The organism is Pseudomaricurvus alcaniphilus, assembly GCF_011440395.1.
Taxonomy (GTDB): Bacteria; Pseudomonadota; Gammaproteobacteria; order Pseudomonadales; family Cellvibrionaceae; genus Pseudomaricurvus; species Pseudomaricurvus alcaniphilus.
Window position 1 is genome coordinate 285,338 of record NZ_JAAOIX010000002.1, and the last position, 25,866, is coordinate 311,203.

Annotated in this window: 21 protein-coding genes; 7 read left to right on the top strand and 14 right to left on the bottom strand. The window is 58.7% G+C overall.

The window, feature by feature from the left end; genetic code table 11:
* Nucleotides 1-27: 27 nt before the first annotated feature.
* Together G8764_RS07330 and G8764_RS07335 are read left to right on the top strand one after the other, a co-directional pair.
* On the top strand, nucleotides 28-729 hold the full coding sequence (locus tag G8764_RS07330) for a YrbL family protein (RefSeq protein ID WP_166163657.1): 702 nt from the start codon (nucleotides 28-30) through the stop codon (nucleotides 727-729).
* Between the two features lie 33 nt (nucleotides 730-762).
* Nucleotides 763-1,794, top strand: coding sequence for a glycosyltransferase (locus tag G8764_RS07335; RefSeq protein WP_166163659.1), 1,032 nt, complete (start codon nucleotides 763-765; stop codon nucleotides 1,792-1,794).
* 153 nt (nucleotides 1,795-1,947) lie between these two features.
* On the opposite strand, the gene G8764_RS07340 is transcribed toward G8764_RS07335, so the two are convergent.
* Nucleotides 1,948-2,604 carry an FkbM family methyltransferase gene (locus G8764_RS07340; protein WP_166163661.1) on the bottom strand — a complete coding sequence of 219 codons (657 nt, stop codon included), beginning with the start codon at nucleotides 2,602-2,604 and terminating at the stop codon, nucleotides 1,948-1,950.
* 325 nt (nucleotides 2,605-2,929) lie between these two features.
* Between G8764_RS07340 and G8764_RS07345 the strand changes: the two genes are divergently transcribed.
* Nucleotides 2,930-3,928: a branched-chain amino acid aminotransferase gene (locus G8764_RS07345; RefSeq protein WP_166163663.1), complete on the top strand. Its 999-nt coding sequence runs from the start codon at nucleotides 2,930-2,932 to the stop codon at nucleotides 3,926-3,928.
* A gap of 81 nt (nucleotides 3,929-4,009) precedes the next feature.
* On the opposite strand, the gene glnE is transcribed toward G8764_RS07345, so the two are convergent.
* Nucleotides 4,010-6,979, bottom strand: a complete 2,970-nt coding sequence (glnE, locus tag G8764_RS07350) for a bifunctional [glutamate--ammonia ligase]-adenylyl-L-tyrosine phosphorylase/[glutamate--ammonia-ligase] adenylyltransferase (RefSeq protein ID WP_243748650.1) — start codon at nucleotides 6,977-6,979, stop codon at nucleotides 4,010-4,012.
* Nucleotides 6,980-7,147: 168 nt separating this feature from the next.
* Nucleotides 7,148-8,920 carry a type IV pilus assembly ATPase TfpB gene (gene tfpB, locus G8764_RS07355; RefSeq protein WP_166163665.1) on the bottom strand — a complete coding sequence of 591 codons (1,773 nt, stop codon included), beginning with the start codon at nucleotides 8,918-8,920 and terminating at the stop codon, nucleotides 7,148-7,150.
* Nucleotides 8,921-9,135: 215 nt separating this feature from the next.
* Between tfpB and argE the strand changes: the two genes are divergently transcribed.
* The 3 genes from argE (at nucleotide 9,136) to ilvD (ending at nucleotide 13,649) form a co-directional block, all read left to right on the top strand.
* Nucleotides 9,136-10,284, top strand: coding sequence for an acetylornithine deacetylase (gene argE / locus G8764_RS07360; protein ID WP_166163667.1), 1,149 nt, complete (start codon nucleotides 9,136-9,138; stop codon nucleotides 10,282-10,284).
* A 32-nt stretch (nucleotides 10,285-10,316) separates the two neighbouring features.
* Nucleotides 10,317-11,663 (top strand): amino-acid N-acetyltransferase, encoded by a 1,347-nt coding sequence (gene argA, locus G8764_RS07365; protein ID WP_166163669.1) that lies wholly within the window; start codon nucleotides 10,317-10,319, stop codon nucleotides 11,661-11,663.
* A gap of 150 nt (nucleotides 11,664-11,813) precedes the next feature.
* Entirely contained in the window at nucleotides 11,814-13,649 is a 1,836-nt protein-coding gene (gene ilvD / locus G8764_RS07370) for a dihydroxy-acid dehydratase (RefSeq protein WP_166163671.1), read from the top strand.
* A 315-nt stretch (nucleotides 13,650-13,964) separates the two neighbouring features.
* Here the strand turns inward: ilvD and G8764_RS07375 are convergent, their stop codons facing one another.
* From G8764_RS07375 to lgt, 9 genes are all read right to left on the bottom strand, one after another.
* Complete coding sequence (locus G8764_RS07375) at nucleotides 13,965-15,263, bottom strand: tetratricopeptide repeat protein (RefSeq protein WP_341806326.1); 1,299 nt, start codon at nucleotides 15,261-15,263, stop codon at nucleotides 13,965-13,967.
* A 63-nt stretch (nucleotides 15,264-15,326) separates the two neighbouring features.
* Nucleotides 15,327-15,962: an energy transducer TonB gene (locus G8764_RS07380; protein WP_166163673.1), complete on the bottom strand. Its 636-nt coding sequence runs from the start codon at nucleotides 15,960-15,962 to the stop codon at nucleotides 15,327-15,329.
* Between the two features lie 6 nt (nucleotides 15,963-15,968).
* Nucleotides 15,969-16,373 (bottom strand): ExbD/TolR family protein, encoded by a 405-nt coding sequence (locus tag G8764_RS07385; RefSeq protein ID WP_166163675.1) that lies wholly within the window; start codon nucleotides 16,371-16,373, stop codon nucleotides 15,969-15,971.
* Nucleotides 16,374-16,417: 44 nt separating this feature from the next.
* Nucleotides 16,418-16,945, bottom strand: a complete 528-nt coding sequence (locus G8764_RS07390; protein WP_166163677.1) for a MotA/TolQ/ExbB proton channel family protein — start codon at nucleotides 16,943-16,945, stop codon at nucleotides 16,418-16,420.
* 10 nt (nucleotides 16,946-16,955) lie between these two features.
* A complete protein-coding gene (locus G8764_RS07395; RefSeq protein ID WP_166163679.1) occupies nucleotides 16,956-18,332 on the bottom strand; it encodes a MotA/TolQ/ExbB proton channel family protein in 1,377 nt (458 codons plus the stop codon).
* Nucleotides 18,329-19,114, bottom strand: a complete 786-nt coding sequence (locus G8764_RS07400) for a DUF3450 domain-containing protein (protein WP_166163681.1) — start codon at nucleotides 19,112-19,114, stop codon at nucleotides 18,329-18,331. Before G8764_RS07400 ends, G8764_RS07395 begins: the two co-directional genes overlap by 4 nt.
* 318 nt (nucleotides 19,115-19,432) lie before the next feature.
* The gene (locus G8764_RS07405) at nucleotides 19,433-19,951 is read right to left on the bottom strand and encodes a dihydrofolate reductase (protein ID WP_166163683.1); all 519 of its coding nucleotides are present in this window, start codon (nucleotides 19,949-19,951) and stop codon (nucleotides 19,433-19,435) included.
* A gap of 26 nt (nucleotides 19,952-19,977) precedes the next feature.
* Nucleotides 19,978-20,811: a thymidylate synthase gene (locus G8764_RS07410; protein WP_166163685.1), complete on the bottom strand. Its 834-nt coding sequence runs from the start codon at nucleotides 20,809-20,811 to the stop codon at nucleotides 19,978-19,980.
* Nucleotides 20,812-20,826: 15 nt separating this feature from the next.
* Complete coding sequence (lgt, locus tag G8764_RS07415) at nucleotides 20,827-21,684, bottom strand: prolipoprotein diacylglyceryl transferase (protein WP_166163687.1); 858 nt, start codon at nucleotides 21,682-21,684, stop codon at nucleotides 20,827-20,829.
* Nucleotides 21,685-21,992: 308 nt separating this feature from the next.
* Between lgt and G8764_RS07420 the strand changes: the two genes are divergently transcribed.
* A complete protein-coding gene (locus tag G8764_RS07420; RefSeq protein WP_166163689.1) occupies nucleotides 21,993-22,769 on the top strand; it encodes an NRDE family protein in 777 nt (258 codons plus the stop codon).
* 163 nt (nucleotides 22,770-22,932) lie between these two features.
* On the opposite strand, the gene ptsP is transcribed toward G8764_RS07420, so the two are convergent.
* Nucleotides 22,933-25,215: a phosphoenolpyruvate--protein phosphotransferase gene (ptsP, locus tag G8764_RS07425; RefSeq protein ID WP_166163691.1), complete on the bottom strand. Its 2,283-nt coding sequence runs from the start codon at nucleotides 25,213-25,215 to the stop codon at nucleotides 22,933-22,935.
* Nucleotides 25,208-25,738, bottom strand: a complete 531-nt coding sequence (locus tag G8764_RS07430) for an RNA pyrophosphohydrolase (RefSeq protein ID WP_166163693.1) — start codon at nucleotides 25,736-25,738, stop codon at nucleotides 25,208-25,210. Before G8764_RS07430 ends, ptsP begins: the two co-directional genes overlap by 8 nt.
* Nucleotides 25,739-25,866 lie beyond the last annotated feature (128 nt).

A 25,866-nucleotide genomic window follows, 5' to 3' on the forward strand; every position in this document is an offset into this window, starting at 1 on the left:
CTACGGGGGTCGACGACCATCCGCATTATGAACCCTGGTTCCGTTGAACTCGGCAGCGTCGACAACGCCTTTTCCCAGGGTGGCAATCGCCTGTGCTTTATCCACCCGGAGGACCCGACGCGCTGCATCAAGGTACTGCGGGAGGACCGCTCCCCGGCCATCAAACGCGGCGAAACCTATTTCCCCAAGAACCTCAAGCCGCTCAAATACTTTAACGACAACCTGCAGGAAGCCAGCGTCTATCGCAAGATCGACCAGTGCGTCGGTGAACCCGCCTACGAACTGATTCCCCGCTGTTACGGCTTTGTCGAGACCAACCTGGGACCGGGACTGTGCAGCGATATGATCCGCGACAGTGACAACCTGATCTCCATCACCATGAAACAATACATCTGGACCTACGGTAAAGATGCGCGCATCAACGGGGCCCTGCAATCGTTCGGGGAGCGCTGGGCCGAACTGGGCATGCCCTCGCGCCAGTTGCTGCTGCACAACCTGGTGGTCCGCTGCGTCGACTCAGTGCCGGTGCAACTTTACCTTATTGACGGCCTCGGCTGGCCAGACCTGGTACCGCTGGCCTACTGGAGCAAGCGCCTCGCCCGCAAGAAGGCAGGCCGGCGCGTGGTGTCGCTGCACCACGCCATCGACCGGCTGCTGCATATAAAACACAACAAACAGGACTACGGGCCGCACGGCTGGCTGCTGCCCGACGAGCGCCGGGCCGTGTAGGGCAGCGCCGCCACATCAGCACAGGAATCCGCAATGAAAATCATACAAATCATGGCCGGCACCGGTAACGGCGGCCTGGAAAATCACTTTATTGACCTGTCCAATGGCCTGGCTGAATTGGGCGTCGAAGTGGTGGCCATCGCCCACGAAAAATACGCAAGCCGCATCTCATCCCAGGTGAAATACATACCCCTGGACCTGTCGAAGTCCCGCTACAACCTGTCGACTTTACTCAAGCTCGCCACTATTTTGCGCCGGGAAAAAGCCGACATAATCCACAGCCAGGCCAACAAAGCCACAGCACTTATCGCCACCTTGAGACGCTTCATTCCCGGCATAACAGTAGCGACCATTCACAACCGCAAAAAATCCGTATCCATGTTCAACGCCATAGACTGCGTAATCGGGGTTAGCAATGGCACCATAAAAAACCTCACGCACCCCAACACCCACGTTGTCTACAACGGACTGTCACCCTACACCGGCGCCACTTTAACCCGCCAACAGCTGATCGAAAAATATCAGCTCGACCCGCAATTACCGCTCTGCATCGCGGTGGGGCGACTGGTGCCAGCCAAAGCCTTTGAAGACCTGCTGAGTGCCTGGCAGAACGACTTCGGTCAACTGGTTATTTTTGGTGATGGCCCCGAGCGAGCCAAACTGGAGAAGCAGATTACAGAGTTGCAGCTGACTCAGAGTGTCACCCTGGCGGGCCACTACAATAATCTGCGCGAGGCCATTCCAGCTGCAGATTTGCTGATAATCTCATCGCGCCGGGAAGGTTTTTGTTATGTCATGGTCGAGGCACTGTTGGCCGAGCTGCCCATGGTTTCGACTCGAGTCCCGGGCACCGAAGACGTGCTGCCGGAGGCGTATCTGGTAGACTCCGGCGACATTACAGGGCTGCGCCAAAAAATCGCTGCCCACGCGCCCAACGCCAGCGCCTTGAAACTCGAAATGGCGCCGCTATTTGAATGGGCCAGGAACAATTTGTCGCTGCAAAAAATGGTCGAGAACACCCACGCTATTTACCTCGAAACCATGGAGTCGGCGGGCACTCACTAGTTCACATCCAACAAGCCTTTATCTCATCGCCGCGCAGGCGACAGTCCGTGACCAAGCAAACCCTTGAAGCCTGTAGATTCCCGCCTGGGCGGGAATGAGGGTAAATTGACAATTAGCTGGTTTCTAAATCGATACTAATTAGATCGGGCCCAATCAAATACCCAGGCAATTTTGCGGGCGATAGAACAGCGTCGAGTGATGGGCATCGATACTGCCCGGCTTGAGACCGACAAACTCGAGGCTGCGAAAGCCCGCCTCGTGCATATGGGCAACCGCCGGCGCATAGCGTTCGCGGCTGGAGTCGTCCAGCAACAGCACACCACTGGCAGACAGGCAGGGCAATGCGGCCTTGACGCAATCTACCCGGTCGCGGCCATCGACGACAACCACATCGTACTGCTGACCCTGGCCGGCGATTGCCTGGATATAGCCGTCACCGGTGTCGGCGTGAATAAGCTCGACATTGGCGGGCAGGGTCGGGCCAATCAGGTCGTACCATTCGCGACTGCTCTCCACCGAGGTGACCTCGCCAACTCGCTCGGCGTAGTAGCGGGTGGAAAAGCCACTGCCATACTCGAACAGCTTCAAATCGCCCTGCAGGCGCGCCTGCAGAAAGTGGATGACGCCGTAGTTCATCCACGGCAAGGGCCCGCCGTCGGCGCTGCACGGTCGTCGCTCCCGGCTGCTGAGGAGATAGCCACTCTGGCGCAGGTAGGATTTTTGGCTGAACATCAGCTTCAGCGCGCGCACCACCAGGAACGGGTAGGGAAAGTACTTCCTGAAGAAGGTCTTGACCGGCCGCTTTTTCATTGCATTCCCTTACCTGAACTCGAACGTGTATGTGTATTTAGCGTGGCGCACTATAACCCAGCCATGGGGCGCCCACAAACAGGAACGCGGCTGAAATCCGGGGGGAACTTCCGCGGGCTTATGAATGCTCTTGCTCCCCGCCCGGGAACGCGGTGCAGCAATGCATCACTGCGATTCCAATTTCAGCTCCAGATGATTACAATTCGAAACTTCCGCCGCCGCTACCCGGCTCGACCCCCTGGCCCGGCAGCCGCCCGCCGCCAAAAACAGCTGGCCCGGGGCAGCCGACGTCGGTGGCGCAACCCTGAATTTCGAGATATTCATTATGACTGCTTTTGGTTCCGTATTTATGCCGGAGATGGCGATCAGCTGGTTCGACGGCTCAAACTGGAGCCCGGCCGAGACTGTCCCCAGCGACAAGCTGACACTGCATCCTGGCGCCCACGTGCTGCACTATTCCAGCACCTGCTTTGAGGGACTGAAGGCGTTTCGCCACAGCGATGGCACGGTGAAAATTTTCCGCATAGACCAGAATGTCGAGCGCATGTGCCAGAGCAGCGACATTCTGGCTCTGCCCAAACTGGACAAAGCCGCGGTTAAAAGCATGATACTTGAGCTGGTTCGTCGCTTCGCCAGCGAGGTGCCTGAAGCGCCCGGATCGATGTATATCCGCCCCACCCATATCGGCACTGAGCCCTGCATCGGCAAGGCCGCCTCCCCCTCCCTGACCTCGTGTTTTTACGTCTTGCTGTCACCGGTGGGCAGCTATTTCAGCGGCGACACCAGCGCCACCCTGCGCCTCCTGCTGGAGGAAAACGTCATGCGCTGCGCGCCGCATATGGGTGTGATCAAGAGCGGCGGCAATTATGCCAGCGCCCTGCCCCCCACCATGAAGGCCAAACGCGAGCACAAGATCGACCAGATCCTGTTCTGCCCCAACGGCGATGTGCAGGAAACCGGCGCCGCCAATGCCATCCTCATCGACGGCAACCAGTTGATCACCAAGGCCCTGGACGACTCCTTCCTGCACGGCATTACCCGCAACTCCATCCTCACCCTGGCCCGGGACCTGGGCATGGACGTGCAGGAGCGCAACCTGACCGTCACTGAATTGCTGGAGCGGGCCGCCAAACCCGGCTGCGAAATCGCCCTGTCCGGCACTGCGGCGGTACTGACCCCGGTCGGAACCCTGGTCTACCAGGGCGAGGAGTACAAGGTCGGCAACGGCGGAGTCGGCGCCACCACGGTGAAGCTGCGCACCGCCCTCAACGACATCCAGTGGGGCCGAGCCGAGGACATTCACGGCTGGTTGACCGATATTTAAAGCGTCGGCTCAATCACCCGGCAAGCCCGGGTTAAGTTACTGGCGCAGCACTCCATCCTCGCTGGCCGCACCGGTCATCTCCTAATCCGGGCTTGGGGAGGCGCTGTCAGCGTCGCCAAACAGGCTCTGCCACAGGGACTGCACCGCGGCCCGTTCGGCGCTCAACTCCTCTCCGCCGATCACCGCTGGCAGCCGCTGCAACGCCAGCCGGTGACCGACCGAGCGGAACGCCTTGTAGGCCTCGATCAGGGGCGCCACTTGCCCGGCACTCAACAAACCCTCTGCTTCAAGAGTTTCCAAAATACGAATGTTGTCGGTCCAGCGGGTCAGTGCCGGTGCCTTGTGGGACCAGGCCAGCACCGCGTATTGCACCATAAATTCGATATCGACGATGCCACCCGCGTCCTGCTTGAGATGGAACTGGCTGGCTTTCTCTTCCGCACTGCCTTTGCTGCCCAGATGGCTGCGCATTTTCTCGCGCATGGCCACTACTTCCTTCTGCAGCTCCTGCTCGTCCCTGGGCCGCTGCAGAATTTCGGCGCGCAGGGCTTCAAAGTCAGGCCTCAGCCGCTCGCCACCGGCAACCGCCCGGGCCCGGGTCAGGGCCTGGTGCTCCCAGGTCCAGGCCTCCTCGCGCTGGTAGCGGGCAAACGCCGCCAGCGAACTGACCAGCAAGCCGGAATTACCGGACGGGCGCAGCCGCATATCGACTTCATAGAGTTGCCCGGACATGGTCTGGGTATTGAGAATATGAATGATCTTTTGGCCGAGGCGGGTAAAGTAGGTGCGGTGATCCAGCGGCCGCTCACCATCACTGCTGGCAGCGGGGTCGGCGTCGTACAAAAACACCAGGTCGAGGTCAGAGCCGTGCCCCAACTCGATGCCCCCGAGCTTGCCGTAACCGACGATCATAAAATCCGGCTCGCGCCCATCGGCGTCGGGCTGGGGCCGCCCATGGCGGGCGACCATCTGCTTCCAGGCCAGGGTCAACACGTGCTCGAGCACCACTTCGGCCAACCAAGTGAGGTAGTCACTGACTTTCATCAACGGCAGTACTTCGGCGATTTCACTGGCCGCTACACAGAGCGCGTGGGCGTTGCGAAAATAGCGCAGCGTCTCCATCTGGGTCTCGGTGTCTTCCCAGCCGACCCGCATCATCTGCTGGCGCAGTTCGTCGCGCAACTCATCCTTGCCCGGCGGGTTGTAGAGCCGGCGCGGGTCCAGCAGCTCATCCAGCAGCGAGGGATAACGCGCCAGCTGGTCAGCGAACCAACTGCTGGCCCCGCACAGGGTGACCAGCTGCCCCAGCGCATCGGGATTCTCGATCAGCAGCAGAAAGTAAGCTGTGCGGCGCGACACCGCCTCGATCAGCACCACGATCCGACGCAGGGTCTCAGCCGGTTCCTGGCGCTCGCACAGGTGCGCCAGCAAGCGCGGCATCAGTTGATCCAGCCGACTCAAGCCGATTGGCTGCATCGCCAGCAGGGTGCGGTTACTGCGCAAGCCGACGATAATCTGCGCCACCTCCTCTGCTTCTTGCACCCCGCGGCTGGCCAGCTGTTGCTGCAGGTGCTGCACATCGACGTTGCTGTCCGGTTGCTCGGCACTGGGCCACAACTCCGCCCAAACGGAAACATCCTGGCCCTTCTGGCCGCCGTCCTCCTTGCTGGCGATAACGTTCTGGAAAGCGCTGTTGACCTGCGCCCGTACCGCCGCCAATTGGCATTCAAAGTCCTCCCGGCTGGCAAAGCCCAGCAGCCAGGCCAGCCGCTCCCAGCCCCAGTCGTCCACGGGTAGCGACTGGGTTTGCTTGTCCTGGAAACCCTGCAGCGCGTGCTCGGTATTGCGCAACAATATGTAGGCCTCAGCCAGCCGCGCCGCTTCACCGGGAGGCAGACAGCCCTCTTCTTCCAGCAGCGGCAGCAATTTCAGCACCGAGCGCTCCTGCAGGCGCGTATCGCGGCCGCCGCGAATCACCTGGAACACCTGCACCACAAACTCCACTTCGCGGATACCACCGGCCCCCAGCTTGACGTCGGCATTGATGCCGCGGCGTTGCACCTCCCGGTTGATCATGTCCTTCATACCGCGCATGGATTCGATCGCGCCAAAATCCACGTAGCGTCGATAGGTAAAAGGTTGCAACATGGCCATCAGCTCTTCCCCGGCGGCGCGACCACCGGCGATGGCATCGGCCGATACCACCCGCGCCTTGATCATGGCGTAGCGTTCCCAGTCTCGCCCCTGGGTCTGGTAGTACTCCTCCATGGCATCGAAGTTAAGCACCAGCGCGCCGCTCTCGCCGTAGGGGCGCAGGCGCATATCGACCCGAAACACAAAACCGTCGCCGGTGGTGTTATCGATACTGGCAATGATTTTTTGCCCCAGCTTGAGGAAAAACTCCTGGTTGGAAATGGATTTGCGGCCGCCCTCGGTCTCGCCGCCTTCCGGGTAGGCAAAGATCAGATCGATATCGGAAGAGACATTGAGTTCATAGCCCCCCAGCTTGCCCATCCCCAGCACCACCAATGACTGTGGCTGGCCGGAGTGCTTGCCAATGGGTGTGCCGAAGCGCTGCTGCAACAGGCGGTAGTGATAGGCGATGGCCGCCTGGATCACCACTTCCGCCAGGTGCGACATATCCCGGGCGGTTTCCGCGAACTCGGCCAGGCGGCAGAAGTCGCGCCAGAGGATACGCAGCATCATATCGCGGCGAAACTTGCGCAGCTGCCGATCAAACTCCTTGTCGGCCAGCTCCTCAGCCCCTGTTCGGGCATCCAGGGCGGCCGCCATTTCAGCCGGCGTCAGGGCGCGCTGGTACCAGCCCGCCTGCAGCCAGCTGAGGAATTCCTGCGGCTGATCCAGCGCCACCCCCATCAGGTAGTCACTGGCCACCCACATGCGCGCCAGCGGTTCGGCAGCGGCGGGGTTGGCGGCCAGCCATTGATCCAGGCTGGCCTGCTCCTCCGCGGCGACCCGATCTTGCCAGCGCTCAATTTGCTGCTGCAGCCGCTGGTGCATACTGGTTGGGAGATTATTGGTGGGTAACATAAGGTCACCTTTATATTTGAGGGTTCTGTATATTAGAGCGTTCTGCGAGTATATAACCCTGCTATTAAAACACCCTGAAATTACAGTGTCTTGCAGTTACCGGGCCCGGCAGCAGAGGTATTAATCGAATTTGCGCCGACCGCTGGCCGCCGGCGTGAACAGCTGCGGTCAGAAGCTGGCGTCGGGCGGCGGTGCCACGCGCAGCACCTCATCGATCGAGGTCAGCCCCTGGGCCACCTTGTGGGCCCCGGACAAGCGCAGGGTTCGCATGCCTTCGCGCATGGCCAGCTTGCGCATTTCCAGCAGGTCACAGTGATCACCGAGCAAGCCCTGCAGGCTCTCCGACAGCGGCATGATTTCGTAGATACCCTGGCGTCCCAGGTAGCCGGTATTGCGGCACTCGAGACAGCCCGCCGGCACATAGACCTGTTTCGGCAGCGCCACTTTCCAGGGTGCAATCAGCGCCTGCCAGGCGTCGTGATCACAGCTCGCCGGCTCCTTGCAGTGAGGGCAAAGAGTGCGCACCAAGCGCTGGGCCATGATACCCAGCACGGTAGAGCGAATAAGATAGGACGGCACCCCCAGGTCCAACAGCCTGGTAACGCCGGAGGCGGCATCGTTGGTGTGCAGGGTGGAGATAACCAGATGCCCGGTCAGGGCCGCCTGTACCGCCATTTGCGCGGTTTCCAGGTCGCGAATCTCGCCGACCATGATAATGTCCGGGTCCTGCCGCATCAGCGTGCGCAGGCCGGCGGCAAAGTCGAGGCCGATATTGGCTTGCACCTGGGTCTGGTTAAAGCTCTCCTCCACCATTTCGATGGGATCTTCGATGGTGCTGACGTTGACTTCGCTGGTGGCCAGGCTTTTCAGGGACGAGTAGAGGGTGGTGGTTTTACCGGAACCGGTGGGCCCCGTGACCAGCACGATGCCGTGGGGCCGGCTCATCATGGTTTGCCAGCGCTGGTAATCGTCGCCGGTAAGGCCGAGCTCGGTAAAGCTGCGCAGCAGTACATCCGGATCAAAAATCCGCATCACCAGTTTTTCACCGAAGGCGGTGGGCAGGGTTGACAGTCGCAGCTCCACTTCACTGTCATCCTGGCGCCGGGTTTTAATGCGGCCATCCTGGGGCTTGCGCTTTTCGGCCACGTTCATACGACCGAGAATCTTCAGCCGACTGGTGACCGCGTTGGTGACCGCGGCGGGCAATTCATAGACCTGGTGCAACACCCCGTCGATGCGAAAACGCAGGCGCCCAACTTCCCGCCGCGGCTCGATATGGATATCGCTGGCGCGCTGGTCAAAAGCGTACTGCAACAGCCAGTCGACAATATTGACGATATGCTGGTCGTTGGCCTCGGGATCTTTCAGCGTGCCCAGTTCCAGCAGCTGTTCAAAATTGGTGACCCGGGAGGGACCGGCCAACCCGGTGGCGCCGGAAATGGACTTCGACAGCGTATAAAACTCTACCGTGTAGCGCTGCACATCCGACGGCAGTGCGAACACCCGCCGCACCTTGCGCCGGGACACATGCTCCAGCTGCGGCACCCAATCACTGATAAAGGGCTGCATACAGGCCACCACCACCTCTTCGGCGTTTATATCGACGCAGAGAATGCCGTGGCGGCGGGCAAAGGCGTAAGACATAATTTCGGTGACCGCGGCCACCCTGATTTTCAGCGGATCGATATGCACCAGCGGCAAACCCGCCTGCTGGGCCAGCCACTCGGCCAGCTCTTGCTCGTGCAACACCTGGCCGGTGCAGCGATCATTGAGCCGCTGGCTGGCAATATAGGTAAGCGGGTGCATGGCAACCTGCTCGCGGCTGCGGCTCTGGCCCGCAATCAGGTTGCCATCAGCGTTATTGATGCGCCCCGCATCGATCAGGTCATCGAGCAGGTTGCGCAGATTTACCAGCCGCGGCGCGACCCCGGCTTCACTCATGCGATATCCCCTGCGTAGCGCGGCACGCAAGCGGTACCCGTAAACTGCAGCACATTCTCTCTCCCATCGAAACCGGCACTGGCCCGGGGCCGGCGCAGGCAACTTGTTAACCTCCCTGAATTGTAGCCACAAACATGGCCAAGCGACACCGAAGTGCAGCCTAAAGCGGGCAAATCTGCTACATTCAACCAATAATTTCCAACCCCGGTATCCCTATGCTTCTGCCCAAACTGTTCCAGCAATTGCAACAACTGGTTGCCGCCCCTTCGGTCAGCAGTCACGACCCCGACTGGGACATGGGCAATCGCGACGTTATCCACCTGTTGGCCCAGTGGCTCGAACCACTGGGCTTCAAGACAGAAATAATTCCCATCGCCGGCAGTGACGGTAAAAAGTGCAACCTGATTGCCACCCTCGGCAGCGGCCCCGGCGGCCTGGTCTTTTCCGGGCACACCGACACGGTGCCCTACGACGACTTTCAGTGGCAGAGCGATCCATTCAAACTGGTTGATAAGGACGGGCGCTGGTACGGACTCGGTGCCACCGACATGAAAGGCTTTTTCCCGGTCGCCATCGAGGCCGCCCGGGCCTTTGCCGACAAGCCCCTGCGGCAACCGCTGATTATCCTCGCCACCGCCGACGAGGAGAGCTCCATGAGTGGCGCCCAGGCGCTGGTGGACAGCGGCCACCCCAGAGCCCGCTACGCGGTCATTGGTGAACCCACTGGTCTGGTGCCCATCCGTATGCACAAAGGCATCATGATGGAGGAAATACGCATCGAGGGGCGCTCCGGCCACTCGTCTGACCCGAGCCTCGGCAACAGCGCCCTGGAAGCCATGCACACGGTACTCGGCGACCTGATCGCCTTGCGCCAGCAGCTGCAGCAAGCCCACCAGAACCCGGGCTTTGTCATTCCCGGTCCCACCCTCAACCTGGGCTGCATTCACGGCGGCGATAACCCCAACCGTATCTGCGGTCAATGCACACTGCAGATTGACCTGCGCCCGATTCCCGGCATGGACAATGAAGAGTTGCGCCAGCGCATTGACCAGTTGCTGCAGCGGGTCCAACAGCAGAGTGGCTGCCAGATCCAGCGCCACACACTGTTCGGCGGCGTCCCGGCATTTGCCGAGGACGCGCAATCGGCGATTGTCAAAGCCGCCGAGAAGCTGACTGGCCACCAGGCCGAAAGTGTCGCCTTTGCCACCGAGGCGCCCTTCTTGCAGCAGCTCGGCATGGAGACCATTGTTATGGGCCCGGGCTCTATTAACCAGGCCCACCAGCCCAATGAATTTATTGCCGTCGAGCAAATCGAGCCGGCGCTGGAAACCCTTAAGGCATTGATCGCCCGATTCTGTTTATAATTGCAGCGCAATTCAGCCAACAAGGAATATCCGTGACCATCAACAGCCGGGACTACGTCAACTGGTTTCGCCAGTCGTCACCCTATATCAATGCCCACCGGGGCAAGACTTTCGTGCTGATGCTGCCCGGCGCACTGATGCGCGACGCCAACTTCGCCAATATCATCCACGATATCGCCCTGCTCAATAGTCTCGGGGTAAAGCTGGTGCTGGTGCACGGCGCCCGCACACAGATTGATGCACGCCTGCAACTGGATCAACAGAGCACTGAATTTCACCAGCAGTGGCGCATCACCAGCGCCGAGCAAATCCCCGGCATCTGCCAGGCCATCGGCGAAGTGCGCTTCGCCATCGAGGCTGCGTTTTCCACCGGTCTGCCCAACTCGCCCATGCACGGCGCCCATATCCAGGTGATCGGTGGTAATTTTGTCACCGCCAGACCCATCGGCGTGATCGACGGGGTCGACCTGCAGCACACCGGTAAGGTGCGCCGTATCGATCGCCCTGCCTTAACCGCGGCCCTGAACCAGAACGCCATCGTGGTACTGTCGCCGCTGGGCTATTCGCCCACCGGCGAAATTTTCAATATGAGTTTTGCCGAGATCGCCACCCAGGTAGCTATCGACCTGCAGGCGGACAAGCTGATCGCGTTTACCTCCCGGGACGGTTTTCGCAACGCCGAGCAACAATTGCAGCGCCAGCTCAACCTGGGCGAGTGCCGCCAGCAATTGCAACTACTGCAGAGCAACAGTGAACAATCCCAGTCCTTGCAAGCCTGTTTTGACGCCTGCCTGAAGGGGGTTCCCAGAGGCCACGTTATCAGCTATCGCGACGACGGCGCCCTGCTCAAGGAGCTGTTTACCCGCGATGGTGCCGGCACCCTGGTACACCGGGACAAGTACGAGCTGGTGCGCGAAGCCAATATCGACGATGTGCGGGGCCTGCTGGAGCTGATTGAGCCGCTGGAGAGACAAGGTGCGCTGGTGCGGCGCTCACGGGAGCTGCTGGAGAGTGAGATCAACCGCTTTACGGTGGTGGAAAAAGACGGTGCCATCATCGCCTGCGCGGCACTCTACCCCTACGGCCCGGAAGCCGGCCTGGAGGATAGCGCGGCCGGCCCCACCATTGCCGAGCTGGCCTGCGTCGCCACTCACCCCGACTACCAAAAAGGCGGGCGTGCAGCACTGATCCTTGAGACTATCGAAGCCCAGGCCAAAAGCATGGGCATCCGTTCCCTGTTCGTATTGACCACCCAGGCGTCGCACTGGTTTATCGAACAGGGTTTTGTCAGCGCCACCCTGGAGGCGCTGCCGCCCGGTAAAAAGAACCTCTACAACTTCCAGCGCAACTCCAAGGTGTTTATAAAAAGTCTTGCATAATGGTTTATCTGTACCACAAAAGAATGCAGCACCCGGTTCAAAGACGCTGTTATCTGTTAGAATGGAACGCTGAAGGTTAGGCCAGGTCACCCTGCAGCTCCGACTGCAAAAGCGAACCACCGAGTAATCCACCAAATTGAGAACGTATTTATGCCCGCTTATCGCTCCAAGACATCCACCGCCGGTCGCAATATGGCCGGTGCGCGCGCCCTCTGGCGCGCCACGGGAATGAAAGATGACGACTTCCAGAAACCCATCATCGCCATCGCCAACTCCTTTACCCAGTTCGTGCCCGGGCACGTTCACCTCAAGGACATGGGCCAGCTGGTAGCGCGCGAAGTCGAAAAGGCCGGCGGCGTGGCCAAGGAATTCAATACCATCGCCGTGGATGACGGCATTGCCATGGGCCACGATGGCATGCTTTACAGCCTGCCCTCGCGGGAGCTGATCGCCGATTCGGTGGAGTATATGGTAAACGCCCACTGCGCCGATGCGCTGGTGTGTATATCCAACTGCGACAAGATAACCCCCGGCATGCTGATGGCCGCCATGCGCCTCAACATACCGGTTGTTTTTGTTTCCGGCGGCCCTATGGAGGCTGGCAAAACCAAGCTATCCAAGCACAAACTCGACCTGGTGGACGCCATGGTGGTCGCCGCCGACGACAGCGTTTCCGACGCCGATGTGGCTGAGATCGAACGCAGCGCCTGCCCGACCTGCGGCTCCTGCTCCGGCATGTTTACCGCCAACTCCATGAACTGCCTGGCCGAAGCCCTCGGCCTGGCGCTGCCCGGCAACGGCACCGTGGTGGCAACCCATGCCGACCGCGAGCAGCTGTTCCTGCGCGCCGGTCGCACCATCGTCGAAATCGCCAAACGCTACTACGAGCAGGACGACGAATCGGTGTTGCCGCGGTCCATCGGCACCTACCAGGCATTCGAGAATTGCACCGCGCTGGACATCGCCATGGGCGGCTCCACTAACACCATCCTGCATTTGCTGGCCATCGCCCGGGAAGCCGAGGTGGATTTCGGCATGCGCGACATCGATGCCCTCTCGCTGAAAATACCCCAGCTGTGTAAAGTGGCGCCCAACACACCGGAATATCACATTGAAGACGTCCACCGCGCCGGCGGCATAATGGCCATTCTCGGCGAACTGGACCGGGCCGGTTTGCTGCACGCCGACTTGCCTACCGTGCACAGCAAAACCATGCGCGACGCACTCGATGAATGGGACATCATGCGCAAACCGAGCCCGGAAGTCATGAAATTCTACAAGGCGGGTCCCGCGGGCATTCCCACCCAGCAGGCTTTCAGCCAAGACACTCGCTGGCCGTCGCTGGATGCCGACCGCGCCCGGGGCTGCATCCGCTCACTGGAGCACGCCTTCAGCATGCAGGGCGGGCTCGCAGTGCTGCACGGCAATATCGCCGAAGACGGCTGCGTGGTTAAAACCGCCGGTGTCGACGACTCCATTCTGGTGTTTGAAGGTTCCGCCCATGTCACCGAGTCCCAGGACGAGGCAGTTGCCAACATCCTCGACGGCAAGGTCAAGGCCGGCGACGTGGTTATAGTACGCTACGAAGGCCCACGCGGCGGCCCCGGCATGCAGGAGATGCTCTACCCCACCTCCTACATCAAGTCCAAGGGCCTGGGCAAGGCCTGCGCCCTGCTCACTGACGGCCGTTTCTCCGGTGGCACCTCGGGCCTGTCCATTGGTCACGTGTCGCCAGAAGCCGCCGCCGGTGGCGCCATTGGCCTGATCCAGAACGGCGACCGGATCAAGATCGACATCCCCAACCGCACCATCGACCTGCTTATCAGCCCAGAGGAAATGGCTGCGCGGCGCGAGCGCCAGGACGCCATCGGCTGGAAGCCGACCAAACCGCGGCCGCGCAAGGTCAGTGCGGCCCTGAAGGCCTACGCCCTGCTCGCTACCAGTGCCGACCAGGGTGCGGTGCGCGATCTCAGCAAGCTGGAATAAGCAGCGCCCTCCTCCAGGCCAGTCGGGAAATCTCACCGTTTAATATTTCCGCCTGGCCTGTCCCCGTTACGAGCTGAGCCCCTTGCATGAAGAGCCTGGAAATTGGTTGTGACATGTATCTGCGCCACAAAGCGTCGCCGCAAGAAACCCAGGCAAGAAAAGCACCACCAACCAACTGCAAATAGCCAAACCAGGACAATCAATCGAGCAGACGATGAAACCGGGCCACCGCCAGCCCGGCCTGCGAGACTCTAAAACAGCAGACACAAAAAACCCGCACTGTCACCAGGGCGGGTTTTATGTGTCTGGGCCTGCTTATATCTTTAGCGAGGCCACGCGCTTCTTCTCGTTGTTGGCAAAGTCGATCCACTGTACCGCGAACTGTTTGCTGCGCTTGTCCTTGGTCGCTTTCCTGAATTCCTTGATAGCCGCGTCGTATTTACCCAGGTTGACATTGGCCATACCCATCACAATAGCCAACTGGTCAGGACGCTTGACACCACCACGCTTGGCCGCTTTTTCGCCCACATCCAGCGCTTTTTCAAACTGGTCGGTATCCAGGTAAATGCCCGCCAGACGCGCGTACAAATCACCCTCGTCTGACTTTTGCGCCGCCTTTTCCATAACCGGAATGGCCAGTTTCACGTGCTGTGCCAAACGCCAGGCAGTCGCCAGAACTTCAAGATTTTTTGAGGACTCCTCAATAATCTTGTCTTTCATGCCCTTTTCGATAATTCGCGCCGACTTATAAGGCACTTCAGCACCGAGGAACAAGTAGGCAAGGTTCAGCAGCTCCTTCTCGTTGGTCAACTCACCCATCAGGTAGAGCGTTTCCATCGCGTGCAGCTGGTTGGATTCCTGCTCAGTCGCACCGTAGAGGCCAGCCAATTGCTTCCAATAGGTAGGCTTGGGATAGTGACGCACCATCTTGGTGAGAATCTCGATAACTTTTTTGTTATCACCTTTCTCGTAGTAAATAGCACGCTGCAACGAATACCAGTTTTCCTTCGGCACCTTGTCCTTGGATTCAAAGTCGTTTACCGCAAAGTCGACGTTTTTACGCGCCTTCTCCATGTCACCGACCTGGTAATAACCCTGGGCCAACAATACATAGGCATCAGCGCCGATGATGGTTTGCAAGGACATCCACTCTTCCAGCCTGGTTACCGCACCGCGATAATCTTCCTGTACAAACAGCAACTGGGCGAGGGTATACAGGGTGCCCAATTGCAAGGCATCACTGAGTTCTTCCTCTTTTAACAGGCGCTCGTAATAGCGGATAGCTTCAGGGTAGTTTTCCAGCGAATAGTAGACCCAGCCATAATAATTCCAGACGTTGGCCCGTTCGTAGCTGGTGTATTTATCCACCTTGCTTCGTTCGAGGTCCTTCAGCTCCTCTAGGGCACCTTTCCAGTCGTTGGCCTCAGTTTTCTCCTGGATAGCCCCAAAGTCTTTAAAGACACTCTGGCGCAGCGAATAAGTTTTTTTCGTTTTGTATTCAGTTGGTTTTTTTTCGTCATCTGCGGCGAATACACTGCCTGCGCTGAGCCCGCTAAAACCCGCGGACTGCAACACTACACTGGATACCGCCGGGGCCATTACGATTGGGGCCACCAGGAACGCCTGCCTGACGAACTTCGAAAGCCTGGTCGTCATCATCATAGTCTTTCCCATTCTTTAATCGGCAATTGTAAAGGTAATCTTGTTGCGCACGCCGGGCACTTCCACAGCTTCGCCGTCAATGACGCGAGGCTTGTACTTGAATTTCAGAGCTGCCTTTTCTGCGGCGCTGTTAAAGATCGAGGATTCGCTTAACTCCCCACCCTTACGACCTGCCATACCTTCGATAGTCACCGGATCCCTGACCGAGCCATTGGTTGTCACTGTAAATTCGACAATAGCATAGCCCTCAAGACCTCGGCTCAGGGCACGAGACGGGTACTGCGGCTGCACCTTGACGATAGGCAGATACTCACCATCACCACCAAAGCCACCGACACCTTTGACACTCAAGTTGGGATTGACCTTGGGAGCAGCCATGCTCAATGCATCCGGGTTGACATCCGGCTGATCGAACTCGGGCTCAGGCATATCCGGCGGCGGCTCATCCACTTCTTCCGGCTTGTCCGGCTTCTCCGTGTCGTACTTGGTTTCAATTTGGCGCTCAGGCATCAAGATATCGGCTACCTTGCGCTCCTCCACTTCCTCTGGCGGCTTGTTATTGGCTTCGATAAGGGCGTGCATCAAGAACAGTAACCCAAATGTCGTGCCCGCTGCCAACGCTGCCGCTATAAGTACTCTAGCAAATATCATAACGATCTATTTCTTCTCAGTAGATACAGAAACGTCCAATACACCCGCCTCACGCGCTGCCTCGGCAACCTTGGTAAGGGTTTCTATATTGGATTCATCGTCCGCCTGGATCACAAGCGCACCCTTGGGGTTTTCCGCATGCATTCTCTCTATAACGCCTTTGACAGCACGAATATCGACCTGGTTCTTGTCGATCCAAACCTCGTTATTGGCGCTGACTGCGACAAGAATATTGGCACTTTTCTTCAGTTCGGCAGTGGTCGCATCGGGGCGATTGATTTCGATGCCAGCCTCTTTAATAAACGAAGCAGTTACGATGAAGAAGATCAGCATAATAAAGACCACATCCAGCATTGGCGTGAGGTCGATTGCATTCTGATCGTCGTCACCAGACTTTCTTTTTCTGGCCATGTTAACTCTCTTGTATAACCGTTTAATGCCTTGTTAATGAGCCCTTAATGGTCCATTGTCAAGTGGTCTTCGAGCAGCTGGCTTTCTCGTTCCGCGGTACGGGTTATATAAGTGTTACCGAACACCCCTGAAAGGGCTGCCACCATGCCCGCCATTGTCGGGATAGTAGCCTTGGAGACACCGCCGGCCATAGCCTTGGCATCGCCACCGCCGGTCAGGGCAAGAACGGTAAACACGTCAATCATTCCGGTCACGGTACCGAGCAGTCCGAACAGTGGCGCTAGCGCCACCATGGTGGCCACCATGTCCATATTGACATTGACCTTTTCGGATACCCGGGAAATCAGCGCGTAGCGGACCTGGTGCGCATTCCATGATTTGCGCTCGGGACGTAACTCCCAAGTATCCAGGGCGTTTTGAACATCTTTCTTCAAACCGCCGTGGAAGTACCAGATTCGCTCGAAGATTAGAGTCCACATGACAAAGGTCAGGCCGGCGATCAAGTATAAAATTGGGCCGCCCTGAGCCATAAAGGCTTGAATGGCTGCTAGTGCGTCCATCAATGCCAGCATGTGAATTCTCCTACTTGGCTTCTACGTTTTCAGCAATTATGCCGGCTGACTGCTCATCCAGGATATGGAGAACACGCTTGGCACGACCATTCACGAGAGTGTGCATAAGAACAGTTGGGATGGCCACCACCAGACCCAGAACCGTTGTCACCAGTGCACCTGAGATACCGCCGGCCATGGCCTTCGGATCACCGGCACCAAAGATGGTAATCGCCTGGAAGGTGATGATCATACCGGTCACCGTACCCAGCAGACCCAACAGCGGTGCCACCATGGAGATAATCTTCAGCAGGTTGAGACCGGATTCGATGGCTGGGCGCTCCTTGAGCACGGCCTCTTCCAGTTTCAGCTCCAGTGACTCGCCATCCATACCCTTGTTGTCTTCGGCAATCTTCAGGATGCGACCCAACGGGTTGTTGGTATTGGCGGCAGGATTCTTCAGCTGCGAGCTAACCTTGCTACTGATGCCCGCCAGCACGATAAAGCGCCAGATTGCCAACAGCATGGCAAACACACCCACACCGGAGATGATGTAGCCCACAAGGCCACCCTGGTGCCAGCGCTCAACAATTGAAGGACTGTTGATCAGTGCCGCCAGGAAGGAACCGCCCGATGGACCGGTGGGGTCGATACCGACGCGAGTGAAGCCACTGGTGGCGGACTGCAACTCAGCTGCAGCGGAGAGCAGCGATCCCTCAGGCTGGCGAGTCAACTCGGCCACTTTCTCGCCTTTGGACAGGAACTCCAGGTATTTGCCGTTGGACAGCAACTGGTAGTTACCCACCCGGACAATGTCCTGCTGGGTCTGCTCACCACTGGGGCTGATGACCGTACCGGCGAACTTGACAACCTTGCTACCTTCGAGGGTTTCTCTTTGAATCTCATACCAGAGACGCTCGATTTCCTCGATGGTTGGCAGCTGGGTAGCGCTGTTCATTTTCTCGATCAATGTATCGAGAAACTGTGCGCGGCCAGGGTATTGCGCCGAGACGATTGAAGTGCTGATGCTGTTGCGCAGATCGCCAGCGGTTGACGTCAAGTGACCGAACAGTTCTTTCAGAGAGCCGAGGCGCTCCTGCAACTGCTTGCGCTTGGCGGAAACGTCCAGCTCTTGCTGCTCGTAGGTTTTCTCGAGACGGGTGGAGCGATCTTCCTCTTGCTCCTTGGTCTTGACAGCCGCATTCAGCAAGCTCTGCTGGTTGGCTTTTTCGCGACGGAATTCCGCCTCGCGTTTTTGATGCTCGGCAGACTCGGAAATCTTGCTCTGCTTAACCATGTTCAGCAGTTGCTCAAGAGTCTGGGCTTTTTCCTGGGCAAATACTGGACTCGCCGCCAGAGCACCCAATGCTGCCACTGCCAGGCAGCGTTTAGCAAATTTCATGTTCATTGCGCAGCCTCCGGAGCCAGAATTGGTAATTTGAGTACTTCAATAGAAGCTTGCTTCTTGGCAATTCGGATTCCCTTGAGAATGGCACTGCGGTACTCGCCTGCGTCCAACTCAACCCAGGTACGCTGGCGTTGGTCCCAGGCCCCGGAGAGCTCGGTATCCTTGGTTTGATACATCAGGGCAACACGGCCGACGCGCAGAACATTCACTTCGCGCTCCTGTCCGTTCACTTCCAGTGTATCTTCGTAGGTATCCATTCTGCGGCCGTACTCAGATTCGATCTTGTAGGCCTCAAGAATCTGGCGAAATTTCTCCGCCACAGAGATGTCGGCGCGATCCTGGTTATTAACCAGCATTTCCAGACGCTCTTGCCGCTCAGTCATATGGAAAGGCACATCGAGAGCAACATACTGCTCCAGCGCTTCCAACATCTTGATGATCAGCGGCTGGATTTGTCTCTCGATCACGGTGACGTTTTCGATCGACTCTTCCAGTTGAGATATCACTTTCAGCTGATTAGCAATCTGCTTCTCGAGCTGTGCGTTGTACACCCGCAGACCTTCGATCTGCTTGTTTACAACCTTGAACTCATTCAGCAGGCTGGACGTCTGCTCAGCAATCTTGTCAACTTGCTGCTGAGACGCCTGCGCAAGCTTGGTCTTTTCCTGACCAACTTGCAAAATGGAGTCCAACGTTTGGTCCGCCTGTGCAACGCTTCCAAAGAGCGCGCCAGCAGAAAGCACAGTGGACAGAGCCACGGCTTTAAATCGCTGCTTCTTCATAAATCCCCCAGGTGGGTACATACAATCAATTCTTGCTAGTTTTTTGCGGCCAGCATTGGAGAGAGGGCCGCTCTGTCGTTTTCGTTTGTCGGGAGCCGACAAATTGAGCTTGGCAATTTAATAACAGCGAACTTAAACATTCAATGTTTATTCCCGATTCATGCCACCATGTGTAGAAAGGTATCATGCCCGGTAACACATTATTTTTTACAGCCGGGAATATCGGTAACGAGAGCACAAAACGAAAAAAGCCTTTGAAAGTTAGTGGATTATCACTTGGTGATTACTAACAGCCTGAATAAGTCCAGCAATCCAAAATCAGGACCGCCGCGTGCGCGCCGCCTCCAAAGTAACAAATGCGTAGCCGTAACTGTCACCCTCTGCGGGGTGCTCTTCGCGCGCCGCTTCAACCCAGTCCGCCGCGTCGAGCAAAGGGAACCACGCGTCACCGGCGCAGGCGTGGTGAACCTCGGTCAAATAGATGCGCGCAGCCAAGGGCAGCGCTTCAGCATACACCTGGGCACCGCCAATAACCATGATTTCCAGCGGCTCTTCTGCCGCCGCCAACTCTATGGCTTGCGCCAGGCTGGCAGCACTGCGCACACCCGGAGCAGCCCAGCCGGGCTGACGGCTAATGACGATGTTAAGCCGGCCAGGCAGGGGCCGGCCTATGGACTCAAAAGTCTTACGGCCCATAATGATCGGCTTGCCCATGGTCACTTGCTTGAAATGGCGCAGGTCTGCCGGCAGGTGCCAGGGCAGCTGGTTGTTGCGACCGATCACGCGATTGCTGGCCTGGGCTACGATCAGGGCGACGTCGGGCCTGGTACTGGACATAGAAAACTCTCTTCCGGGATTACAATTTAGATTGCCACCGGTGCGGCAATCGCCGGGTGCGGATCGTAGCCCTCGATCTGGAAGTCTTCAAAGCGGTAATCGTAAATAGACTCCGGGCGCCGGATAATTTTTAACCTGGGCAGCGGCCGCGGCTCACGTCCGAGCTGCAAGCGCACCTGCTCTTCGTGATTGGAATAGATATGGCTGTCACCGGTGGTGACGACAATCTCACCCACGTCGAGATCGCTTTGCTGAGCCAGCATATGGGTCAGCAGTGCGAGACTGGCAGTGTTGTAGGGCAGCCCCAGCAGTGAGTCGGAGCTGCGGATATAGAGCTGCGCCGAGAGTCGCCCTGCGGCGACGTAGAATTGATACAACAAGTGACAGGGTGGCAACGCCATCTTGCCCCGGGCGGCGTTTTCCTGCGGCGACAGACTTTCATCCGGCAGGTACTCGACGTTCCAGCCGTGAAACAGGATACGGCGGCTGTCCGGGTTGTTGCGCAGACAATCCATGACGTAGTCTATCTGGTTGATAGTGCCGCCGTCTTTGGTGGGCCAGGCGGTCCACTGCTTGCCGTAAATCGGCCCCAGGTCACCGTTTTCCAGAGCCCACTCGTTCCAGATGGAAACCCCGTGCTGGCGCAGCCAATTGTTGTTGGTATCGCCGCGCAAAAACCAGATCAACTCATTGGCAATGCTCTTAAAGTGCAATTTCTTGGTGGTCAATAACGGGAAGCCCTGGTTAAGGTCGTGCCGAAACTGGCGCCCAAAAACCGAGCGGGTCCCCGTGCCGGTGCGATCGCCTTTCAGGGTGCCATTCTCGAGGATATCCTCGAGCAATTCCAAATACTGTTTCACAACTGACTCCGGTACTTAAGCTTGCTCGGGGGCAGGCTTTGCTTGATTGGTTTTGTTTGAATCCTTGCGCAGCCAGGCGCACAGCAGGAGCAGGACGCCCAGCGCAATCATCGGCGTGCTCAGCAATTGGCCACGAGTCAGCCAGCCCTGCCAGTCAAAACCGATATGACTGTCCGGCTCGCGGAAAAATTCCACCACAAAACGAAACAGGCCGTACAGCAGTAAAAACAGGCCGCTGACGGCCATTCTCGGGCGCGGCCGACTGGAAAACCAGAACAGCACCACAAACAGAACCAATCCCTCCAGCGCTGCCTGGTAGAGTTGCGACGGGTGACGGGGGAGCAGCAGTGGGTCCCTGGGGAATACCATCGCCCAGGGGACATCGGCGGCGCGCCCCCACAACTCCTGGCCAATAAAATTCCCCAGCCGGCCGAGCCCGAGGCCGATGGGTACCAGCGGGGCGATAAAATCGGTAACCGCAAAGAAAGGCTGGCGCAGTTGACGCGCGTAGACCGCCATCGCCAGTATCACCCCGAGCATACCGCCGTGAAAGGACATGCCACCCTCCCAGACTCGCAGCAACCAGGCCGGGTCTGCCAGAAAGCGGTCAAAGTGATAAAACAGCACGTAACCGACACGACCGCCGAGCACCACCCCAACAGCGCCGTAGACAATCAGGTTCTCAACCTGCTGGGGCCGGCAGGGAGAACCCGGGCGTCGTGCCCGCCACATGGCCAGCGACCAGGCGGCGATAAAACCGAGCAGGTACATCAAGCCGTACCAGTGCACCTGCAGGGGGCCCAGTACCACGCCGAACAATTCGAAGGGACCGAGCGCCAGCGCCACCGGGTCAATTGCAGGATAAGTTAACATAAGCGCTTTAATTTCAGGTTGGTTACAGTATCAGGTAAAAGTGTCAGCCAGACTGATCCGCCCCGACTGGCGGCCATCATACCACTCGGCAGCAGTGATGCGGCAATCGGCAGCGCCCGGGCAAACATCGCGAGCACCGGGTACAGAGCAGGTAAATTTCACCAGGCGCTCAAATCCGGGCCGGCATTATCCCCGTTTATTACGTTAAACTCCAATCTGGTCTTAACTCCGATCCGGGTTAAACTGAACACCCGATTGCACTCCGATCCCGGTCAAACGCCAATGCCCTACTCTGTCGCCAAAACTCTATGTGCCTGATCATCCTCGCCTGGCAAGCCCACCCTGACTATCCATTAATCGTCGCCGCTAACCGCGACGAGTTTTACGCCCGTCCCACCCGCAGCGCTCACTTTTGGCCAGATCATCCGCAAATTCTCGCCGGCCGCGACCTGCAGGCGGGCGGCACCTGGCTCGGGGTCAACCGCGCGGGCCACCTGGCGGCGGTCACCAATGTCAGGAACCCGGCCGACAATCTGCCCAGGCCCCGCTCCCGGGGCGAACTGCCGAGTGAGTTTTTGTGCGGCGACGGCGACATTGATAGAGCGCTGCAAGACATCGGTGCCCGCCACGACCAGTACAACGGCTTTAACTTGCTGCTCGCCAATCGCACGCAGCTGGCCTACACCTCCAATCGCGGCACCACAGCACCCGCCCTCGATGCGGGCGTCTACGGCCTCAGCAATGCCACCCTCGACACCCCCTGGCCCAAGGTCCGCACCGCCAAAAACGAGATGCTCGATATACTCACCAGGGACTGGCAGGAGCTCAGTGCGCGGCAGGCGGATTTATTCCAACTGCTGGCGGATGAGCGCCACGCCGCCGCCGAGGAGTTGCCGGACACCGGGGTCGGCCTGGAACAGGAGAGACAACTGTCACCGCGCTTTATCAGCAGTAATGAGTACGGTACCCGCGCCTCCACGGTGGTCATTGTGCACCGCAGCGGGCGCTTGCACTTCAGCGAGCGGGAGTTCAAGCGAGAGAGTTTGGTCGGCAGGCAGCAACACCAGTTGCAGCTGCGGGATTAAAACAGGGAACGCAGCAATCCATTTGATGAACCGGTGTGGCACCGCCGAACCGGCTCGTCCATGCGGCGCCGTTCACAAAGCGCCGCAGCTGAAAAAGCTTCCGGGCTTTTAAACCTGCGGCGCCGCAATACTACAGGCAGAGGCGCGCGGCCAGTGCCGGCTTTTAATGGCTGCCAGACTTAAGTCCATCCTTGCGCGAGAGGGCCAGGTAGCGGGTATAGCCGCCGTCCGCCAACAATCGCTCCAGGCAGAGGTTCACCGACTCGGCGTCCTCCTGGGCCATCACCTCGTCGAGAATATTCTCGGCCTGCTCCAGGGTAATGCCGCGAATAGCGCGCTTGACTTTGGGCAGGTTGGTGGCATTCATGGACAGCACATCGTAGCCCATGGCCATCAGCAGTACCGCCGCCGCCGGATCGCCTGCCAGCTCACCGCAGATACCGACACTGGTGCCCTGGCTGTGGCCGTCGCGCACCACCTGGTGCAAGGCGCGCAAGACTGCAGGATGGTAAGCCTGGTAGAGGTCCGCCACTTGCGGATTGTTGCGATCCACGGCCAGCAGGTACTGGGTCAGGTCATTGCTGCCCACCGAGAGAAAATCCGAGCGCGCCGCCAACTCCCGCGCCTGGTACACCGCTGCCGGGACCTCGATCATGACCCCGATCGGCGGCAGCTCGATATGGTAGCCATCTTCAGTCAATTCAAAGTAGGCCCGGTGGATCAGGGTCTTGGCCGACTCCAGCTCGGAGATACTGGTGATCATTGGCAACATGATACGGAGATTGTCGAGCCCTTCGCTGGCCTTGAGCATGGCGCGCACCTGGGCGAGGAAGATTTCCGGGTGATCGAGGGTAACCCGGATGCCGCGCCAACCGAGAAACGGATTCTGCTCCGCAATCGGGAAATAGGGCAAGGGTTTGTCCCCCCCCACATCCAGGGTGCGCATGGTAACCGTGCGCGGCGCGAACGCCTCCAGCTGTTCGCGGTAGGTGATGCGCTGCTCCTCTTCACTGGGAAAGCGGTCGCGCAACAGAAAGGGAATCTCGGTGCGATACAAGCCCACCCCTTCAGCGCCGCGCTCCAGCGAGCGCACCACATCGGCCATCAGGCCGGTATTCACCCAGAGGGGGACGCGGTGCTTGTCCGGCGTCTCGCAGGGCAAATCCTTCAGCGCTTCCAGCCCCTTGACCAGCTCCAGTTCTTCGGCCCGAATATCGTCGTACTGTTCGCGCAAATTGTCCGAGGGGTCGGTATAGATCAAGCCCCGATAACCATCGACAATGACTTCGCGGCCATCGATCTGGGTAAACGGCAGGTCCACTGCCCCCATCACCGTGGGTACACCCATGGCCCGCGCGAGGATGGCAATATGGGAGTTGCCCGACCCCAGCACCGAGACTATGCCCTGCAGGAATTCGCTGGGAATCTCCCCCAGCATGGAGGCGGTGAGCTCCTCCCCCACGAGGATAGAGTTGGGCGGAAATTCCGGATTGAGCTTGCTGGACTCCTGCAGGTAAGCCAGTACCCGGCGGCCCAAATCCCGCACGTCCGCCGCGCGCTCGCGCAGGTAAGGGTCCGCCATACTGCTGAAGTTGCGTTCGTGCTCGAGAATCACCTCACTCCAGGAATAGGCAGCACTGACGCCCTGGCGAATACGCTCGGTCACCTCGCCGCCCAGCGAGGCATCATCCAGCATCGACAGATAGGCATCAAACAGCGCCTGCTCCTGGGCATTGAGGCGCGACTCCAGCTGCTTGCCGACATTTTTGATATCGATGCGGGCCTTGCCGAGACACTCCTGGAAAAATGCCAGTTCAGCATCCACATCGGCACAGACCTTGTAAGGTACACCGCGTAAATCTGCGGTCGGCGAGATAACCACCGCCCGACCAATCGCCACTCCCGGCGAACCGGCCACCCCCTTAAAGCGGGCCTCTTGCACGTTCTTGCCCATGCGCTTGAGTACACCGGTGGCTTCGGCGTGGGCGATAACCCCGGCCAACTGGGCCGAGGCGGTAACCAGGAAAGCCTCTTCGCCTTCATCGAAACGGCGCTGGGCCACCTGCTGGATAACCAGCACACCCAGCACTTCGCGCTGGTGAATAATAGGGGTCCCGAGAAAGGAACTGAAGCGCTCCTCACCGGTGGCGGGAAAGTATTGGTAGTTGGGGTGGTCGATGGCCTTTTCCAGGTTGACCGGTTCCTCCCGCGTGGCGACCATGCCCACCAGGCCCTCGCCTGCGGCCAGGCTCACCTGGCCCACCGCACTCTCGTTCAAACCGTCGGTGGCCATCAAGCGAAAGTTGCCCAAACCGTCGCGCAGGTACACTGAGCACACTTCGGTCTGCATAGCTTCCTTGACCCGGTGCACAATGATATTCAGGGCCGCCGGCAAATCGCGCGCGGCGTTGACCTCCTGAACAATACTGCGTAAATGATTAAGCATCGACGGTGTTCCCGGCGCACACGCGGTCTTGCGAGCGCAGCGCCTCGAAGTCGCTGTGCGCCGGCGAAAGCTCGCGCATAGCGCGCCGATATACATCACGCTTAAACGCCACAACCTTGTCCAGCGGGTACCAGTAGCTCACCCACTGCCAGTGATCGAACTCCGCGGTGCCGTGATTGTCGAGGCTGATGGCGCTGTCATCGGACAACAGCTGCAGCAGAAACCATTTCTGTTTTTGACCTATACACAGCGGCGTCGAACCGCGCCGCAACAGCCGCCGGGGCAAGCGATAACGCAGCCAGCCGCGGGTGCGGGCGAGAACCCTGACATCGCCTTCGCGCAAACCAATCTCTTCGTGCAACTCGCGGTACAGGGCCTGCTCCGGAGTTTCATTTTGCTGGATGCCGCCCTGGGGGAACTGCCATGCATCCTGCCCCCCAACTCGCCGCGCCCACAGTACCTGGCCGCTGTTATTGGTGAGCATAATACCGATATTGGGCCTGAAGCCATCCGGATCGATCACTGAATTCTCCGCTGGGGGATCTGGGTTACCGCTCTATTGTTCCACAAACAAATAAGATTCATCAATGGAGCCAACAACTTAGGCGCACTTTTAACGACCCGGGCCCCGTGTTTGGCACAAAAAAGTGG

What these genes read in the sequence shown, in the direction of transcription:
- G8764_RS07330 (WP_166163657.1), top strand. Translation starts at nt 28, where the DNA reads ATGAACCCTGGTTCCGTTGAACTCGGCAGCGTCGACAACGCCTTTTCC.
- G8764_RS07335 (WP_166163659.1), top strand. Translation starts at nt 763, where the DNA reads ATGAAAATCATACAAATCATGGCCGGCACCGGTAACGGCGGCCTGGAA.
- G8764_RS07340 (WP_166163661.1), bottom strand. Translation starts at nt 2,604, where the DNA reads ATGAAAAAGCGGCCGGTCAAGACCTTCTTCAGGAAGTACTTTCCCTAC.
- G8764_RS07345 (WP_166163663.1), top strand. Translation starts at nt 2,930, where the DNA reads ATGACTGCTTTTGGTTCCGTATTTATGCCGGAGATGGCGATCAGCTGG.
- glnE (WP_243748650.1), bottom strand. Translation starts at nt 6,979, where the DNA reads ATGTTACCCACCAATAATCTCCCAACCAGTATGCACCAGCGGCTGCAG.
- tfpB (WP_166163665.1), bottom strand. Translation starts at nt 8,920, where the DNA reads ATGAGTGAAGCCGGGGTCGCGCCGCGGCTGGTAAATCTGCGCAACCTG.
- argE (WP_166163667.1), top strand. Translation starts at nt 9,136, where the DNA reads ATGCTTCTGCCCAAACTGTTCCAGCAATTGCAACAACTGGTTGCCGCC.
- ilvD (WP_166163671.1), top strand. Translation starts at nt 11,814, where the DNA reads ATGCCCGCTTATCGCTCCAAGACATCCACCGCCGGTCGCAATATGGCC.
- G8764_RS07380 (WP_166163673.1), bottom strand. Translation starts at nt 15,962, where the DNA reads ATGATATTTGCTAGAGTACTTATAGCGGCAGCGTTGGCAGCGGGCACG.
- G8764_RS07385 (WP_166163675.1), bottom strand. Translation starts at nt 16,373, where the DNA reads ATGGCCAGAAAAAGAAAGTCTGGTGACGACGATCAGAATGCAATCGAC.
- G8764_RS07390 (WP_166163677.1), bottom strand. Translation starts at nt 16,945, where the DNA reads ATGCTGGCATTGATGGACGCACTAGCAGCCATTCAAGCCTTTATGGCT.
- G8764_RS07395 (WP_166163679.1), bottom strand. Translation starts at nt 18,332, where the DNA reads ATGAACATGAAATTTGCTAAACGCTGCCTGGCAGTGGCAGCATTGGGT.
- G8764_RS07400 (WP_166163681.1), bottom strand. Translation starts at nt 19,114, where the DNA reads ATGAAGAAGCAGCGATTTAAAGCCGTGGCTCTGTCCACTGTGCTTTCT.
- G8764_RS07405 (WP_166163683.1), bottom strand. Translation starts at nt 19,951, where the DNA reads ATGTCCAGTACCAGGCCCGACGTCGCCCTGATCGTAGCCCAGGCCAGC.
- lgt (WP_166163687.1), bottom strand. Translation starts at nt 21,684, where the DNA reads ATGTTAACTTATCCTGCAATTGACCCGGTGGCGCTGGCGCTCGGTCCC.
- G8764_RS07420 (WP_166163689.1), top strand. Translation starts at nt 21,993, where the DNA reads ATGTGCCTGATCATCCTCGCCTGGCAAGCCCACCCTGACTATCCATTA.
- ptsP (WP_166163691.1), bottom strand. Translation starts at nt 25,215, where the DNA reads ATGCTTAATCATTTACGCAGTATTGTTCAGGAGGTCAACGCCGCGCGC.